General features: G+C 74.7%; 13 protein-coding genes. 4 read left to right on the top strand and 9 right to left on the bottom strand.

The genetic code is table 11. The features are described from left to right. The coding region (locus IE312_RS39755; RefSeq protein ID WP_229899621.1) for a MinD/ParA family ATP-binding protein at positions 1-1,709 on the top strand (1,709 nt) is incomplete at its 5' end. A 67-nt stretch (positions 1,710-1,776) separates the two neighbouring features. Here the strand turns inward: IE312_RS39755 and IE312_RS12880 are convergent. The 9 genes from IE312_RS12880 to rimP form a co-directional block, all read right to left on the bottom strand. After that, positions 1,777-2,724: a bifunctional riboflavin kinase/FAD synthetase gene (locus IE312_RS12880; protein WP_189981279.1), complete on the bottom strand. Its 948-nt coding sequence runs from the start codon at positions 2,722-2,724 to the stop codon at positions 1,777-1,779. Positions 2,725-2,859: 135 nt separating this feature from the next. Then, positions 2,860-6,909, bottom strand: a complete 4,050-nt coding sequence (locus tag IE312_RS12875; protein WP_189981277.1) for a hypothetical protein — start codon at positions 6,907-6,909, stop codon at positions 2,860-2,862. A gap of 294 nt (positions 6,910-7,203) precedes the next feature. Beyond that, positions 7,204-8,109 carry a tRNA pseudouridine(55) synthase TruB gene (truB, locus tag IE312_RS12870; protein WP_189981275.1) on the bottom strand — a complete coding sequence of 302 codons (906 nt, stop codon included), beginning with the start codon at positions 8,107-8,109 and terminating at the stop codon, positions 7,204-7,206. Beyond that, positions 8,106-8,561 (bottom strand): 30S ribosome-binding factor RbfA, encoded by a 456-nt coding sequence (rbfA, locus tag IE312_RS12865; RefSeq protein ID WP_189981273.1) that lies wholly within the window; start codon positions 8,559-8,561, stop codon positions 8,106-8,108. Before rbfA ends, truB begins: the two co-directional genes overlap by 4 nt. Before the next feature lie 41 nt (positions 8,562-8,602). Continuing rightward, complete coding sequence (locus tag IE312_RS12860; protein ID WP_189981271.1) at positions 8,603-8,896, bottom strand: DUF503 domain-containing protein; 294 nt, start codon at positions 8,894-8,896, stop codon at positions 8,603-8,605. A 211-nt stretch (positions 8,897-9,107) separates the two neighbouring features. Then, entirely contained in the window at positions 9,108-12,200 is a 3,093-nt protein-coding gene (gene infB, locus IE312_RS12855) for a translation initiation factor IF-2 (RefSeq protein WP_189981270.1), read from the bottom strand. A 144-nt stretch (positions 12,201-12,344) separates the two neighbouring features. Further along, entirely contained in the window at positions 12,345-12,641 is a 297-nt protein-coding gene (locus tag IE312_RS12850; RefSeq protein WP_189981268.1) for a YlxR family protein, read from the bottom strand. A 110-nt stretch (positions 12,642-12,751) separates the two neighbouring features. After that, the gene (gene nusA / locus IE312_RS12845; RefSeq protein ID WP_103811098.1) at positions 12,752-13,738 is read right to left on the bottom strand and encodes a transcription termination factor NusA; all 987 of its coding nucleotides are present in this window, start codon (positions 13,736-13,738) and stop codon (positions 12,752-12,754) included. Positions 13,739-13,740: 2 nt separating this feature from the next. Beyond that, complete coding sequence (gene rimP, locus IE312_RS12840) at positions 13,741-14,286, bottom strand: ribosome maturation factor RimP (RefSeq protein WP_189981266.1); 546 nt, start codon at positions 14,284-14,286, stop codon at positions 13,741-13,743. Positions 14,287-14,486: 200 nt separating this feature from the next. Here rimP and IE312_RS12835 point away from each other — a divergent pair, with 200 nt between their 5' ends. The 3 genes from IE312_RS12835 to IE312_RS12825 all read left to right on the top strand — a co-directional run bounded on the left by IE312_RS12835 (position 14,487) and on the right by IE312_RS12825 (position 16,495). Next, positions 14,487-15,011, top strand: coding sequence for a hypothetical protein (locus tag IE312_RS12835; protein WP_189981264.1), 525 nt, complete (start codon positions 14,487-14,489; stop codon positions 15,009-15,011). Next, the gene (locus tag IE312_RS12830) at positions 15,008-15,496 is read left to right on the top strand and encodes a ferritin-like domain-containing protein (RefSeq protein WP_189981262.1); all 489 of its coding nucleotides are present in this window, start codon (positions 15,008-15,010) and stop codon (positions 15,494-15,496) included. Before IE312_RS12835 ends, IE312_RS12830 begins: the two co-directional genes overlap by 4 nt. A 99-nt stretch (positions 15,497-15,595) precedes the next feature. Next, positions 15,596-16,495 (top strand): aminoglycoside phosphotransferase family protein, encoded by a 900-nt coding sequence (locus IE312_RS12825; RefSeq protein WP_189981260.1) that lies wholly within the window; start codon positions 15,596-15,598, stop codon positions 16,493-16,495. Positions 16,496-16,619: the final 124 nt, after the last annotated feature.

The following is a 16,619-nucleotide window of genomic DNA, read 5'->3' as shown; positions in this document are numbered from 1 at the left end:
CGCAAGCCGGTGCCCCCAACCCCCCGGCGCAGCCCGGCGGTTACGGTTTCCCTCAGGCGTCGGCCCCGCAGCCGGCCCCCGGCGCCCCCACCCCGCCGAGCGGTTACGGTTTCCCGCCGCCGGGGGCGCCCAACGCGCAGCCGCAGCACGGTGGTTACGGCTTCCCCCAGTCCCCGCAGGCTCCGGAGTCCGCCGCCCCGGGCGCCGCCCAACCGCCGCAGACACCGCAGGCACCGCAGGCACCGCAGCCCCCGGTCGACCCGCGCTCCGGTGCCGCCTGGCCGCAGCCCGTGCAGCACGACCAGCGGCAGCCGACCAACCCCGGTGTCGCGCCGCTCGGTTACACCGCCGCCGTGGAGCTGTCCGCGGACCGGCTGCTCAACAACAAGAAGCAGAAGCCGAAGAGCGGGCGGCCCACGGCGGCGGGCGGCCGTTTCAAGCTCGGCGGCAAGAAGGAGGAGGCGGAGCGGCAGCGCAAGCTGGAGCTGATCCGTACGCCGGTGCTCTCCTGCTACCGGATCGCGGTCATCAGCCTCAAGGGCGGTGTCGGCAAGACCACGACGACCACCGCGCTCGGCTCCACGCTCGCCACCGAGCGTCAGGACAAGATCCTCGCCATCGACGCCAACCCGGACGCCGGTACGCTCGGGCGGCGGGTGCGCCGGGAGACCGGGGCCACCATCCGTGACCTCGTCCAGGCCATCCCGTACCTCAACTCGTACATGGACATCCGGCGGTTCACCTCCCAGGCCCCCTCCGGTCTGGAGATCATCGCCAACGACGTGGACCCGGCCGTCTCGACCACGTTCAACGACGATGACTACCGGCGCGCGATCGACGTGCTCGGCCGGCAGTACCCGGTCATCCTGACCGACTCCGGCACCGGCCTGCTGTACAGCGCCATGCGCGGGGTGCTGGACCTCGCCGACCAGCTCATCATCATCTCCACGCCGTCCGTGGACGGCGCGAGCAGCGCCAGTACGACGCTGGACTGGCTGTCCGCGCACGGGTACGCCGACCTGGTCTCGCGGTCCCTGACCGTCATCTCCGGGGTCCGCGAGACCGGCAAGATGATCAAGGTCGAGGACATCGTGTCGCACTTCGAGACCCGGACCCGCGGGGTCATCGTCGTGCCCTTCGACGAGCACCTGGCCGCCGGTGCCGAGGTCGACCTCGACATGATGCGGCCGAAGACGCGTGAGGCGTACTTCAACCTCGCCGCGATGGTCGCTGAGGACTTCATCCGCCACCAGCAGGCGCACGGCCTGTGGACCAGTGACGGCAACCCGCCACCGGTGGCCGCCCCGCCGATGCCGGGCCAGGCGGTACCGGGCCAGCCGTACGGCGCCGGGCAGCCGTATCCGCAGGCACCCGGTGAGCCGTATCCGCAGGCGCCGGGGCAGCCGTACCCCCAGGCGCCGGGGCAGCCCCACCCGCAGGCACCCGGTCAGCCCTACCCGCAGGCGCCGGGGCAGCCGTATCCGCAGGGCGCAGGTCAGCCGTACGCCCCGGGGCAGCAGCCGTATCCGCCGCAGCAGCCGTATCCCGGGGCGCAGCAGCCGTACCCGCAGGCGCAGCAGCCCGGCTACCCCCAGCCCGGCCAGCCGCAGCCTCAGGCCCAGCAACAGCCGCAGCCGCAGCCGCAGCCGCAGCCGCAGCCGCAGCCGGGTCAGCAGCCCCCGCAGGCCCCGCAGCCGCCGCAGCAGTAGGGCCACGGAAACGGCGAAGGGCGGCCGGTGCTCACCGCACCGGCCGCCCTTCGCGCTGCGGCGGGACTCAGCCCTGCGCCGCCACGATCTCCCGGCACCGCCGCACGTCCGCGGCCATCTGCTCCAGCAGGTCCTCCAGCGTGTCGAACTTCGCCTGGCCGCGCACGTAGGCGAGGAAGTCGACGGCGACGTGCAGGCCGTACAGGTCGAGGCCGACGCGGTCGATCGCGTACGCCTCCACCGTGCGCTCGGTGCCGTCGAACTGCGGGTTCGTGCCGACCGAGATGGCGGCCGGCATGGCCTCGCCCTGGGCGTGCAGATAGCCCGCGTACACGCCGTCGGCGGGGATGGCGGTGTGCGGGAGCGTCTCGACGTTGGCGGTCGGGAAGCCCAGCTCGCGGCCGCGCTGGGCACCGCGGACGACGACGCCCTCCACCCGGTGCGGGCGGCCCAGGATCTCGCGGGCGCCGGCGACGTCGCCCTCGGCCACCAGGCGGCGCGTCAGCGTGGAGGAGAAGGGCTCGCCGCCGCCCGCCTCACCGGTGACGTACAGGTCGACGACCTCGACCTCGAAGTCGTACACCTTGCCCTGCTCGGCGAGGAACTCGACGTTCCCGGCGGCCTTGTGGCCGAAGCGGAAGTTCGGGCCCTCCACGACCGCCTTGGCGTGCAGCTTGTCCACCAGGACCTTCACCACGAAGTCGGCGGGCGACAGCTTGGAGAACTCGGTGGTGAAGGGCAGGATCAGGACCGCGTCGACGCCCAGCCCGGCCATCAGTTCGGCACGGCGGTGGTGCGGGGCGAGCAGCGGCGGGTGGCTGCCGGGGCGGACGACCTCGCTGGGGTGCGGGTCGAAGGTGACGACGACGGCCGGGACGCCCAGTTCACGGGCGCGGTCGACGGCGTGCTTGATGATCAGCTGGTGGCCGCGGTGGACGCCGTCGTAGGAACCGATGGTGACGACGCTGCGCCCCCAGTCCTCGGGGATGTCCTCCAAGCCACGCCAGCGCTGCACTGTGACCGCTCCTCGAACCCTCGTCCGTGTCTGTCCTGACCTCGTTGTGCAGGTCTAAGGGTGCCATGCCGGATGCGCCGCACCGGCACCGGCATCGGCATGGGGACTGTGACGGGGCGCACGTTCCGGCGGGGCTCAGGCCGGTACGCGGACGCCCGCCAGGTTCTCGATCATGCGGCGGGTGCTGGGGCCGACCACGGCGGCCCAGTCGTCCGGGGCGTCCGTCAGCCAGCGGGCCATGCGGGCGGCGAAGCCGGGCACGTGCCGGCCCAGCTCGACCAGGCCGCGGTCGAACCGGGTGGCGCCCTCGGGTGTGCGGACGAGGAGCAGGCCGGTGCGGTGGACGAGGCCGCGGACCTCGGCCTCGCAGCCGCGGCAGCCGCGCCGGGGTTTCACCGCCGCGTGCAGGACCGCGTCCAGGACGGCCGGGTCCCGCTCCCGTGCCAGCAGGAACTCCAGCAGCTCCCGGCGGAGCGGGCGGGAGACGGGCGTACCGGGGGCGGCGAGGACGGTGGCGAGGGCCGCGCGGAGCTGCTCCGGACCGCCGTCGAGGAGGCCGGTGACGAGGGGCAGCAGGACCGGGCGGGCGGTGGGGCCCTGTTCGAGACGGTGGTCGAGGTGGTCCGCGACGTGTCCGGCGATGTCCGGGCGCAGTCGCACCGCACCTCGCAGCAGGGCGGCGATCCGGGGGGCGAGGGACGGGGTGGTGACCTCGGCGAGGCCGTCCAGCACCGCCCTGGTCCCCGCACCGCCGGCGTCGGGAGCCCCCAGCCGGGCACGGAAGGCCTCCAGGACCGGTTCCGGGTGCGTGGCCAGGGCCGGGGCCAGGACGCCCGGCGGGAACTGCGGGTCGCCCTCGGCGAAGTGCCGCAGCGCGGCGGCCAGGTACCGGTCGCGGGTGTGCGGGTCGCGGACCAGCAGGGCCAGGGCGCCGCCGTGCAGGGTGCGGTCGGCGGGGCGGGCGAGCAGGGCGAGGGCCGCCCGGCGCAGTAGCTCGCGGTCGGCGGCCGAGCGGACGTGCGGGGCGGCGCGCAGCCCGTACGCCACCGCCGCCACCCGGCGGGCGGGCCGCTCGTCGTGCGCCCAGCGGTCGACCGCGCGGCAGACGGCCGACGGCTCGTCCTCGGCGAGGACGGCGAGCAGCTCGCCGGCTCGCCGGTGGGCGCAGGCGACCAGCACCTCGGTGAGATCGTCCGGGGCGGCGTGCCGGTGGGTGTGCAGCAGCGCCTGGGCGGCAGTGGCCACGGTGGCGTGCGGGGTCGCGGGCAGCGGCCGTTCGTCGGCGAACCAGCGGGTGAGCAGGGGCCGTACGACGGCGGGGGCGGCGGCGAGCAGCCCGGCCACGGCGTCCAGGTGGCGGTCTTCGGCCACGGGGGGTGCCGGATCGGCCAGTACGAGGCGGCGCAGCAGGTCCAGGCGCTCGGCGTCGGGGACGGGCAGCGCGGTCCAGAAGGCGGGACGGAGGTCGGCCGGTACCGTCCGCCCGGCGTGACGCCAGGCGACGACACGGTCGGCGAGCAGGCGCAGCACCTCGGTGTACGGCGTGCCGTCCGGGACCTGCCGCAGGGTCCGGGCGAGCAGCCGGGCGGCCCACCAGGAGCCGCTGTCGCGGTCCAGCGCCTCGACCAACTCCAGCAGCCGTCCGGCCAGTTGCCGGGGGCCCTGCTGGCGGCCCAGCAGCAGCAGGGCCTGGACGACCGGGCCGACGCGGTGGTGCGGCACCGGGACCGGGCAGCCGCTGCCGGACGGCTCGGCGGGGTGGTGCACCAGGACGCGCAGGGCCTCGTCCAGGTCCAGGTGCGTGCCCTGGATCCAGTCGGCCAGCTCCTCGTGGGCGAAGCGGTAGCCGTCGCCGGCCGGCACCAGGAGGCCTTCGGTGAGGACGGCGGAGGCCCAGCCGGTACCGCCGCCGAGCCGGGCCGGGGCGGGTCCCCACGGGAACAGTTCCTCGAACGACTCCCGGTCCAGCTCGCCCTGGTCCGCGCCGAGGCTGCGCCGGGCGGCCTCGTGCACCTGCCCGGCCACCCGTGCCGCCAGCCGGCGTACGGCCGTACCGCGCAGGCCGGCGGCCGCGGCAAGGCGGACCGCGACGCGCAGGCACATCAGGTCGAGGTGGGCCGCGAACACGTCGTCCCGGTCGACGGGTCCCGCCGGCGGCGCGTCGGGTACGGCGGCCCGGACCTCGGCCAGCAGCCGCAGCGCCAGCGGGTGCCCCGCGTCCCGCTCGGCGAGCATCCCGTCCGGAATCCCGTACCGGGCCCGCGCCCGCCGGGCCTCCTCACCGGTGAAGTCACCGAGCCGGACGCAGGTCGGAAGCGGGTCCGCGGGCGCGCGGGGCGGGTCCGCCGGAGCGGGGGACGGCTCCGGCGCAGCGGGGGACGGCTCCGCCGCAGCGCGGTGCGGCCGCCCTTGGTGCCCCGGCGCGCCGGGGGGTGCTGGGGAGAGGCCGGCCGACGGGTCCCCGGCGGCCGGGGCACAGGGGCCGGTCGGCGCGCGCGTCCCGGCCCAGGCGCTCCAGCCGGCGTCCTCAACCGGGACTGGGGCGTCGGCCAGCGGGGCGGAGGGGTCGGCCACCACCGGGACAGCAACACCAGCCGCCGGGACCGGGGTGTCCGCCACCGGGAGGGAATCACCGGCCGCCGGGCCGTGAGCACCGGCCACCGGACCGCCAATGCCGAGCACCGGACCACCAGCGCCGCCCACCGGACCGCCGGCGCCGGCCCCCGGCACAAAAGCACCGGCCACCGGACCAGAGGCGTCGGCCCCCGGCCCGGAGGCGTCGGGCACCGGGTCGGCGGTGGCCGTGGGCGTCGGCGGATGGAGGAGGTCTGCGGGGAACGCGTTGCCGGTGTGTTCCCAGTGTTCCTCGCGGCAGGCCACCACCAGGCGTGCCCCCGTCTCGCGCAGCCAGTCCGCCGTGCCCCGGGCCCAGGCGGGCAGGCGGTGGGCGAGGACGGGGGGCATCTCCTCGGGGCCGTCGAGGAGGAGCAGGAGCGGGCGGCCGGCCCGGGCGGCGCGGTGGGCCAGGTGCTCCGGGCCGATGTCGCCGAGGTCCTCGGGCCGCACCCGGCGGGCGGCGGCGACGATCCGGGCGGCGCGCTCCAGGGCGCGCCGGGCGGCGTCGGCCACCGAGCCGTCGGTCTCCTCCAGGTCGGCGCCGCGCAGCCACAGCGTGGGGGCGGGCCGCTCGCCCCGGGCGCGGCGGGCGGCGAGCGCCGCGAGTTCCGTCGTACGGCCGCTGCCGGGGTCGCCCACCAGCCCGAGCACGGCCCGGTCGCCGGTGGTGAAGGCGGTCAACTCGCTGAGGACACCGGTGCGTTCGAGCGGCTCGACGGCGTACGGGTGGCCGCTGAGGGTGTCCGGGGGTCCGTCCTGGACGACCGAGGTGGTGGTCAGCTGGAGGATGCCGGCGAGGTTGAGGTCGGCGCCGTAGGCGGGGACGGTGGCCGCGTTGCGGGCGAGGACGTCGGCGAGGGCGCCGTCGGCGGGCCGCAGCGGTACCGCGAAGCCCGCGTCGCGCTCGGCGGTGCGCAGGGCGGTGCCGAGGACGCCGAGGACGGCGCCGGTGCGGGCGTCCAGCACCGGTCCCCCGGCCGCGCCGCCGCCGAGCCGGAGCGCGTCCCGGCCGGCCGTGCCGATGGCCAGCTCCAGCACGTCGTCCAGCAGGTGGAAGCCGTCGGTGGCGGTGTAGGAGACCTCGGTGGCGGCCAGCACCCGTGCCTCCCGCCAGCAGCCGGCGGCGACCTGGACGTAGGTGCCGGCGGCGATCCGCTCCCGCACGGTCAGCGGCAGCGGGTCCACGCCGAGGCCCTCGGTGCGCACCAGGGCAAGGTTGAGGGCGGGCAGCGGGGTGACCGCGTCGGTGGTGACCACGCAGGTGCGGTCCCCGGGGGCGTGCAGCACCAGCCGGGGCAGGCCGTCGACGGTCTCGTGGCTGGTGAGCAGGGTGCCCTGGTGGTCGGCGAGGAAGCCGTACCCGCGCGGGCGCCCGGCCAGGTCCCGGATCCGGACCAGGGCGGTGTCGGCGTCGGCACCGCCGGCTGCGGCCCGCACTCCCCGGTCCGCGCCCAGTCCGTCGGCCGCGCCGTCCCCGTACCCGTGCGTGCACTGCCCGGACGGCTGCTCCCCGCACGCCCGTTCCTGCTCCCGGCGCCCGCCTCCGGTGCGCGGGCCCCGTTCCGCCATGGCCATACCTCCCCGCCCGCTGTCCCCGTGACCTGTCCCCGACGGTAGGCGGGTGATGATCGACGGGACAGATCGTGCGGTGAACGCGCCCCCTTCCGCTCCCCCCGTTCACTCCGAGCGCCTGCCCGGTCGGGTGAATCGGCGGGGGCCGCTGGATAACCCTAGGGGTGGGGGAACCGAGGGGGGACCGTGGAGCGGCGGCAAGGACACGACCGGTGGCCGGCCGCCGCTCCACGGCAGGATCAGCCGGCGTCGGCGCCCGCGGCAGGACCGGCCCGGGCCGCCGGGCCGGGGTCAGCCGAAGACGGCCAGGCTCTTGGCCTTGCCCCGGTGCTCCTCGACCAGCGCCAGGAAACGGCCCTCGGGGTCGAACACGGCCACCGCACCGGCGCCCGCGTACTCGTCGGGGATCTCCAGCCGGACGCCGTTCAGCAGCAGCCGGGCCCGCTTGCCGTCGACGTCCCAGCGCGGGAACGCGGCGGTGGCGGCCTCGGCGATCGGCATCACGGTCAGCTCCTGCTGGAGCTGGTCCAGCGTCTTGGCCGCGTCCAGCTTGTACGGTCCCACGCGCGTGCGGCGCAGCGCGGTGAGGTGGCCGCCGACGCCGAGGCCGGCGCCGAGGTCGCGGGCGAGGGCGCGGATGTAGGTGCCGGAGGAGCAGACCACCGACACGACCAGGTCGAGCACGGGCGTGCCGTCCTCGGCGACCGCGTCCCGGACGTCGTACACCGTGAAGGAGGAGATGGTCACCGGGCGGGCGGGGATCTCGAAGTCCTCGCCGTCCCGGGCCCGCTTGTACGAGCGCACGCCGTCGATCTTGATGGCGCTGACCTTGGACGGCACCTGCATGATGTCGCCGGTGAGCTTGGCGATGCCTTCGTCGATGGCGTCCCGGGTCACCTTCGAGGCGTCGGTGGACGAGGTGATCTCGCCCTCGGCGTCGTCGGTGAGGGTGTTATGGCCCAGGCGGACGGTGCCCAGGTACTCCTTCTCGGTGAGCGCGAGGTGCCCGAGGAGCTTGGTGGCGCGTTCGACCCCGAGGACCAGGACGCCGGTCGCCATGGGATCGAGGGTGCCGGCGTGGCCGACGCGGCGGGTCCGGGCGATCCCGCGCATCTTGGCGACCACGTCGTGCGAGGTGAAGCCCGACGGCTTGTCGACGATGACGAGGCCGTCGGGCGGGGTGGGCTTGCTGGTCATTCGGCGGCGTCGTCCGTCTCGTCGTCTTCGTCGCCCGGCTTGCGGTACGGGTCCGCCTCGCCGGCGTACTTGGCGCCCGCGGACACCTCGCGCACCTTCTCGTCGGACTGGCGCGCCCTGTCGAGGAGGTCCTCGATGGTCCGGGCGGTGTCCGGCAGGGCGTCGGCCACGAAGGTGAGGGTGGGGGTGAACTTCACACCCGCCGCCGCTCCCACGGCCGAGCGGAGGACGCCCTTGGCGCTCTCCAGGCCCGCCGCCGCGGCCTGCCGCTCCTCGTCGTCGCCGTAGACCGTGTAGAAGACGGTCGCCTCCCGCAGGTCACCCGTGACCCGGGTGTCCGTGATGGTGACGTGTGAGCCGAGCCGCGGGTCCTTGATCCCGCGCTGCAGCTTCTGGGCCACCACCTCCCGGATGAGGTCCGCCAGCCTTTTAGCCCGCGCGTTGTCGGCCACTGGTCCGTCTCCCGTTCTTTCTTCTTGCTTGCGTTTCGTGGTCAGTCGTCGTCGCCGTGGAAGCGCCGTCGCACGGACAGCAGTTCCACCTCGGGGCGGCCGGCGACCAGCCGTTCGCACCGGTCCAGTACGTCCGTGACGTGCGCCGGGTCGCCGGAGACCATGGCGAGGCCGATGATCGTTCGCCGGTGGAGGTCCATGTGGTCCACCTCGGCCGCGCTCACGGCGTACTTCCGCTGGAGTTCGGCGACGATCGGGCGGACGACGGAGCGCTTCTCCTTCAGCGAGTGGACGTCGCCGAGGAGGAGGTCGAAGGACAGAGTCCCCACGTACATGTGTGTAACCGGTTCACCCGCCGGTACGGGATCGATGGCCCCGGGTCCGTGTGGCCGGGGACATCAAGAACGGTACCGCGTACCCGCCGGTGACTCGACAGGGTTTCGGCACCGTGGGCCGCGGCCGCGCCCGGGGCCGGAGCCCCGGGAACGGCCGGGCTGGCCGGCGGCACGTGCGTGCCGCCGGCCAGCCCTGTCACCGTCGGTCGTGTTACGACCGCGGCTTCTCGCGCATCTCGTACGTCGCGATGACGTCGTCGACCTTGATGTCGTTGAAGTTGCCGAGGTTGATACCGCCCTCGAACCCTTCGCGGATCTCGGTGACGTCGTCCTTGAAGCGACGCAGACCGGAGATGGTGAGGTTCTCCGCGACCACCTTGCCGTCGCGGATGAGGCGCGCCTTGGTGTTGCGCTTGACCTCGCCCGACCGGACCAGGACACCGGCGATGTTGCCCAGCTTGGACGACTTGAAGACCTCGCGGATCTCCGCCGTACCGAGCTCGACCTCCTCGTACTCCGGCTTGAGCATGCCCTTGAGGGCCGCCTCGATCTCCTCGATCGCCTGGTAGATGACCGAGTAGTACCGGACGTCCACACCCTCGCGCTCGGCCATCTGCGCCGCGCGGCCGGCCGCGCGGACGTTGAAGCCGATCACGATGGCGTCGGAGCCCATCGCCAGGTCGATGTCGGACTCCGTGACCGCACCGACACCGCGGTGCAGGACGCGGATGTCGACCTCTTCGCCGACGTCCAGCTGGAGCAGGGAGGACTCCAGGGCCTCGACGGAACCAGAAGCGTCACCCTTGATGATCAGGTTCAGCTGCTGGACCTCGCCGGCCTTGAGCACCTTGTCCAGGTCCTCCAGCGAGACACGGCGCGTGCGCTTGGCGAAGGCCGCGTTGCGCTCGCGGGCGGCGCGCTTCTCGGCGATCTGACGGGCCGTACGGTCCTCGTCGACCACCAGGAAGTTGTCGCCCGCACCCGGGACGTTGGTCAGGCCCAGGACCTGGACCGGCGTCGAGGGACCGGCCTCGGCGACGTTGTTGCCGTTGTCGTCGAGCATGGCGCGCACACGGCCATAGGCGTCGCCCACGACCATCGTGTCGCCGACCCGCAGGGTGCCTCGCTGGACGAGGACCGTCGCCACGGCACCACGGCCGCGGTCGAGACGGGACTCGATCGAGATGCCCTGCGCGTCCTGGTGCGGGTTGGCCCGCAGGTCGAGCGAGGCGTCGGCCGTGAGGATCACGGCCTCCAGCAGCGAGTCGATGTGCAGACCCTGCTTGGCGGAGATGTCGACGAACATGGTGTCGCCGCCGTACTCCTCGGCCACCAGGCCGTACTCGGTCAGCTGACCGCGCACCTTGGTCGGGTCGGCACCCTCGACGTCGATCTTGTTGACCGCGACCACGATCGGCACGTCGGCCGCCTTGGCGTGGTTGAGCGCCTCGACCGTCTGCGGCATGACGCCGTCGTTGGCCGCGACGACCAGGATCGCGATGTCGGTCGACTTCGCACCACGGGCACGCATGGCGGTGAACGCCTCGTGACCCGGGGTGTCGATGAAGGTGATCTTGCGCTCTTCGTCGTTGACCTCGGTCGCGACCTGGTAGGCACCGATGTGCTGGGTGATGCCGCCGGCCTCGCCCGCGATGACGTTCGTCTTGCGGATCGCGTCGAGCAGTCGGGTCTTGCCGTGGTCGACGTGACCCATGACGGTGACGACCGGCGGGCGGACCACCAGGTCCTCCTCGTCGCCCTCGTCCTCGCCGAACTCGATGTCGAAGGACTCGAGCAGCTCACGGTCCTCCTCCTCGGGGCTGACGATCTGAACCGTGTAGTTCATCTCGCCCGCGAGGAGCTGCAGCGTCTCGTCGGAGACGGACTGCGTGGCCGTGACCATCTCGCCGAGGTTCATCATGACCGCGACGAGCGACGCCGGGTTGGCGTTGATCTTCTCCGCGAAGTCGGTGAGCGACGCGCCGCGGGAGAGGCGGATGGCCTCACCGTTGCCGCGCGGCAGCATCACGCCGCCGACGCTCGGGGCCTGCATGGCCTCGTACTCCTGGCGCCTCTGCCGCTTCGACTTGCGGCCACGGCGCGCGGGACCGCCGGGACGGCCGAAGGCGCCCTGCGTGCCACCACGACCACCGGGACCACCCGGACGACCGCCGAAGCCGGGACGGCCACCGCCGCCACCGCCGGGACCACCCGGACGGCCGGCGAAACCGCCGCCACCGCCACCGGGACCGGCAGGACGGCCGGCGAAGCCGCCGCCACCGCCACCGGGACGGCCGGCGAAGCCGCCGCCACCGGGACGACCGCCGCCGCCACCGGGACGACCGCCGCCGCCACCGGGGCCACGGCCGCCGGGGCCACCGCCCGGACGCGGGCCCGCAGCGGGACGCTGCGGCATCATGCCGGGGTTCGGACGCGGGCCGCCGGGACCGCCGCCGGGACGGGGACCGCCCTGCGGACGCGGCATCGAGCCCGGGGTCGGGCGGGGACCGCCCGCAGCCTGCGGACGCGGACCGCCGCCCTGGGCGCCGGGCGCCTGCGGACGGGGACCGGCGCCGGGGGCACCGCCGGGACCGGGACGCGGGCCGCCCTGCGGGCGCGGGGCCTGCGGGCGGGCCATGCCGGCGTTGCCGCCGGAGGTGAAGGGGTTGTTGCCCGGGCGCGGACCGGCCGGACGGGCGCCCGGACGGGCACCCTGGCCACCGGGGCGCGCAGCGCCCTGGCCCGGACGGCCGGACTGGCCCTGGCCACCGGCGGCCGGACGGCCACCGGGCTTCGGGGCACCGGGACGGGCGCCGGGACGCGGACCCTGGGCGGCCGGAGCCTGCGGGGTCTGCGGGGTCTGCGCGGCCGGGGCGGCCGGCGGAGCGGTGAACTCCGGGGCGGCCGGGGCCGGGCGCGGCGCGGGCTTGGGACCCGGCACCGGACGCGGGCCGGAAGCGGCCGGCGCGGGCGCCGAGGGGGCCGACGGGGCGGCCGGCTGCTGGGCAGCGGGCGCCGTCGGGGGCTTGGGGGCAGCCGGCCTGGGGGCCGGGGCAGCCGGACGTGCCGCCTGCGCCGGGGCGGGCGCGGCGGGCTTGGGGGCGGCCTTGCGGGGGGCGGGCTTGCCGGCGGACTTGCCGTTGCCACCGCCCTGGAAGGCGTCGGTCAGCTTGCGTACAACCGGCGCTTCGATGGTCGAAGACGCCGAACGGACGAATTCACCGAGTTCCTGGAGCTTGGCCATGACGGCCTTGCTCTCGACACCGAACTCCTTGGCGAGTTCGTATACCCGGACCTTAGCCACTTCGCTCCTTTGAGGTCCGGGTGAAGCCGGACCGTCGCTAGTTCATGGGCGTACTCATCGCGTACTCATCGAGTGCTCATCGCAATCTCGACCTGCTTTCGACTCGCGAGGTACCAGGCCGCACGGGGTTCCGTACGGCTCGTCTTACGGCGTTGCCTGCTCGGCAACTGTTGTCTGCTCGACGTATCGGCGCAACGCCTTTGTGTCGAGCGGTCCCGGGACGCGCAGTGCCCGCGGGAACGCCCGGCGGCGTACCGCCTGGTCGAGACAGACCAGGGCGGGGTGCACATACGCACCCCGGCCGGGCAGCGTACCGCGAGGATCGGGGACGCACGCGTCCCCGCTCTTCACGATCCGCAGGAGATCGGTCTTGGCCGCTCGCTCCCGGCACCCCAGACAGGTGCGTTCCGGGCGTACTCGGGTGGGCGTCCGGCCAGACACAGCTAAGTCTACCTCCCCGTACCGACCTCACCCCTTTGGGGCAAGAATCGAACGGTCGTTGTCGTGATCTCAACGCCGGTCGGCTTGGATCTATTCCCCGGCGCCCGCTTCTACTCCCCGGCCTGCTCGGTGTCGGGCCGGATGTCGATCCGCCAGCCGGTGAGGCGGGCGGCGAGACGGGCGTTCTGGCCCTCCTTGCCGATCGCCAGCGACAGCTGGTAGTCCGGCACGGTCACCCGCGCGGAGCGGGCGGCCATGTCCACGACCTCCACCTTGCTCACCCGAGCGGGTGACAGGGCGTTCGCCACCATCTCGGCCGGGTCGTCCGACCAGTCGACGATGTCGATCTTCTCGCCGTTCAGCTCGCCCATCACGTTGCGCACCCGGCCGCCCATGGGGCCGATGCAGGCGCCCTTGGCGTTCAGGCCCGAACGGGTGGACCGTACGGCGATCTTGGTGCGGTGACCGGCCTCACGGGCGATCGCGGCGATCTCGACCGAGCCGTCGGCGATCTCGGGCACCTCCAGGGCGAAGAGCTTCTTCACCAGGTTCGGGTGCGTCCGGGAGAGCGTCACGGACGGGCCGCGAACACCCTTGGCCACCCGGACGACGTACGACCGCAGGCGCATGCCGTGCGGGTAGGTCTCCCCGGGGACCTGCTCCTGCACCGGCAGGATGGCCTCCAGCTTGCCGATGTCCACCAGCACGTTCTTCGGGTCGCGGCCCTGCTGGACCACACCGGTGACGATGTCGCCCTCGCGGCCGGCGTACTCGCCGAGCGTCGCGTCGTCCTCGGCGTCGCGCAGCCGCTGCAGGATCACCTGCTTGGCGGTGGTCGCGGCGATACGGCCGAAGCCGGACGGGGTGTCGTCGAACTCGCGGGGCTCCTGCCCCTCGGCGAGGTCCTCGGGGTCCTCCTTCGCCCACACGGTCACATGCCCGGTCTCCCGGTTGAGCTCCACGCGCGCGTGCCGGCGGCTTCCCTCGGTGCGGTGGTACGCGATGAGGAGGGCCGACTCGATCGCCTCGACCAGCAGGTCGAAGGAAATCTCCTTCTCCCGAACCAAGCCCCGCAGGGCGCTCATGTCGATGTCCACGGCTACGCCTCCTCCTCTTCCTTCAGGTCCTTCTCGACCTTGTCGTCCTGGACGTCCTTGACGTCCTTGCGGTTGAACTCGACCTGCACGCGCGCCCTGGCGATCTCGGAGAAGCCGAGCCTGCGGGTCGTGGCCTTGCGGCCCTTGACTCCGGGCACCTCGACGTCGATGCCCTCGTCGTCGGCCTCGACGATCCGGGCGACCAGCTCGCCGCCCTCGCCGCCCTCGGCGAGCTGGAACTTCACGAGCCGGCCGGTCGCGCGCACGAAGTGCCGGTGCTCGGTGAGAAGGCGCTCCGCGCCGGGGGTTCCGACCTCCAGGTCGTAGGCGGCGTCACCCATCGCGTCGGTCTCGTCGAGCTTCGCCGAGAGCGCACGGCTCACATCGGCGATGGCGTCCAGATCGGCTCCGGAGTCGGAGTCGACGACCACGCGCAGCACCCGCTTGCGTCCGACGGAGTCCACGGCGATCTCTTCGAGATCCAGCCCCTGGGAGGTGACGAGCGGTTCGAGCAGCTCTCGCAGCCTCTCGCTCTGGGTGGTGCTCATCCGGGTGACTCCTCGGCCGCGTGTGCTGTTGTGGGATGGGTCGCGCGTCTGGTCAAAGGGTATCCGGTCGCGGAGGGTGTTGCTGTCCCCTCCAGGGGTGTGTGAGCCGGTGACGTGAAGCGAGGGGGCGCGCGGGTACCGTGATCACCGGCGGGCCGGGTCCCGCCCGTGTGTTCGTACGAGCCCCCGAGGACGTCGCCGTGCCGTACCCCCCTTCGTCGCGCATCCCCCCGGGACCGCGCAGAAGATCCCTGCTCGCCTCGGCCGCCGGGGCCGCCCTCCTCACGGGCTGCTCGGCCGGGTCCGACGACGGCGGCACGGGTCCGTCGGCCGCCGCCCGGGCACGCGCGCGTGCGGCCCGGGACAGCCGGGGGCTGCTCGGGCACTACGACGCGGTGCTCGCCGCGCACCCGGGGCTGGCGGAGCGGCTGCGCCCGCTGCGGGCGCAGGTCGCGGCGCACGCGGCGGCCTTCGAGGAGGGCACCACGGCCACGGCGTCCGCCACGGCCACGGCCTCCGGCACGGGCACGGCGTCCGCGTCCGCCGTCGCCGTGCCGGCCGGTGAGAAGGAGGCCGTCGCGGGGCTGGCCGGCGCCGAGCGGGCCCTCGCCGACCGGCGGGCCGGGGAGCTGCTGAAGGTGCCGGGCGAGCTGGCGCGGCTGCTGGCGTCGGTCGCGGCCGCCGGGGCCGCGCACGCGTACCTGCTGACGGAGGGAGCCAGGTGAGCGACGGGACGGAGCTGACCGCGCTGCAGGCGGCGCTGGCGGCGGAGCACGCGGCGGTGTACGGGTACGGCGTCGTCGGCGGACGCGTCGAGGAGCGGCGGCGGAGCGAGGCACGGGCCGCCTACGACGCGCACCGCGCACGCCGGGACGCGCTGGTGCGCGCCGTGCGCGACCTGGGCGGCAGCCCGGTCGCCGCGGACGCCGGGTACGCGCTGCCGTTCCCGGTCCAGGACGGGACGGCGGCGGTACGACTGGCCGCGCGGCTGGAGGAACGGCTGGCCGGGGCGTACTCCGACCTGGTGCGGGCGGCCACCGGCGCGCGGCGGGCCGACGCGGCCGGGGCACTGCGGGAGGCCGCGGTGCGGGCGGTGCGCTGGAGCGGGGAGGGCGTAGCCTTCCCTGGGCTCGCCGAACGGTCGGACGGGCGGACGGGCGTGGCCGGTACGACGCCCTCGCCCGCGACGCCCACGCCCACGACGCCCTAGCCACCGGCCGGGCGACTCCGCCGCGGGGACGGCCCCGGAGCAGTCCCGGCAGGGCGCGGCAGACGCCGCAGGACGCGACAGGAAGGGAACGACTCGCGCATGGCTTTCGAAGCACCGCAGCGCCTGGTGCGGGCGCTCGGTGAGACCGCACCGGCCGGGGACGACTGGCTGGCGCGGCTGCCCGCGGCGGCCGAGCGGGCCGTCGCCCGGCGCGAGTTGTCGGTCGAGCGGGTGCAGGTGCCCGGCGGGCGCAGCAGCCTGGTCGTGCTGGTGCGGCAGGCCGACGGCACCCCGGCCGTACTGAAGCTGGCGCCGCCGCGGGCCCGGCCGGAGGGCGAGCGGGCGGCGCTGGCGCACTGGGGCGGGCTGGGCGCCGTACAGCTGCTGGAGACCGGGGCGCAGGACGGGGCGCTGCTGCTGGAGCGGCTGCACCCGGACGTGTCGGTCCGGTCGCTGCCGGAGGCCAAGGCCCTGCTGGAGGCGGCCGGGACGCTGCGCCGGCTGTGGGTCGAACCGCCAGCCGGGTACGCCTTCGAGACCGTCGCCGAGCGCACCGGACGGCAGGCGGTGGCGATGCGGGCGGGCGCCGGGGCCGACCCGGAGGCGGCGCCCCTGGTGGAGTCGGCGCTGGCGGCCCGCGAGGAGCTGCTGGCCGCGCCGCCGGAGCAGTTGCTGCTGCACGGCACCTTCCGGCAGAGCAAGGTACTGGCCGGGGACCGGATGCCCTGGCTGGCGGTGGGCCCGGACCCGGTGGTCGGCGAGAGCGCCTTCGATCTGGCCCGGCTGGTCCGGGACCGGGTGGAGGACCTCATCGCGACGCCGTCCGGGCCGGCCACCACCCGGCGGCGGATCAAGCGGCTCGCCGAGTCGCTGGAGGTGGACCAGGAACGGCTGCGCGGCTGGACGCTGTTCCGGGCGGTGGAGTCCGGGGTGCGCGCCCGGCGGGTCGGCCGGGAGAAGGACGCGGAGCTGCTGCTGGAGTTCGCGGCCTGGCTGTAGGCCACGGACCGGCCCACCCGGTCGCCGGGGGCGGCACCTGTCTTCGGGACCGGCTCACCTGCCGGGTCGGGGCCCGCACCGGTCACCGGCGGCGGCCGGAGTTCCGCGCGGGGCCCGGGACGGG

Origin of the sequence: Streptomyces capoamus, assembly GCF_014654935.1 — a bacterium.
Lineage (GTDB): Bacteria > Actinomycetota > Actinomycetes > Streptomycetales > Streptomycetaceae > Streptomyces > Streptomyces capoamus.
Note: the sequence above shows the minus strand (reverse complement) of the source record. Positions and strands in the feature narration are given on the sequence as shown.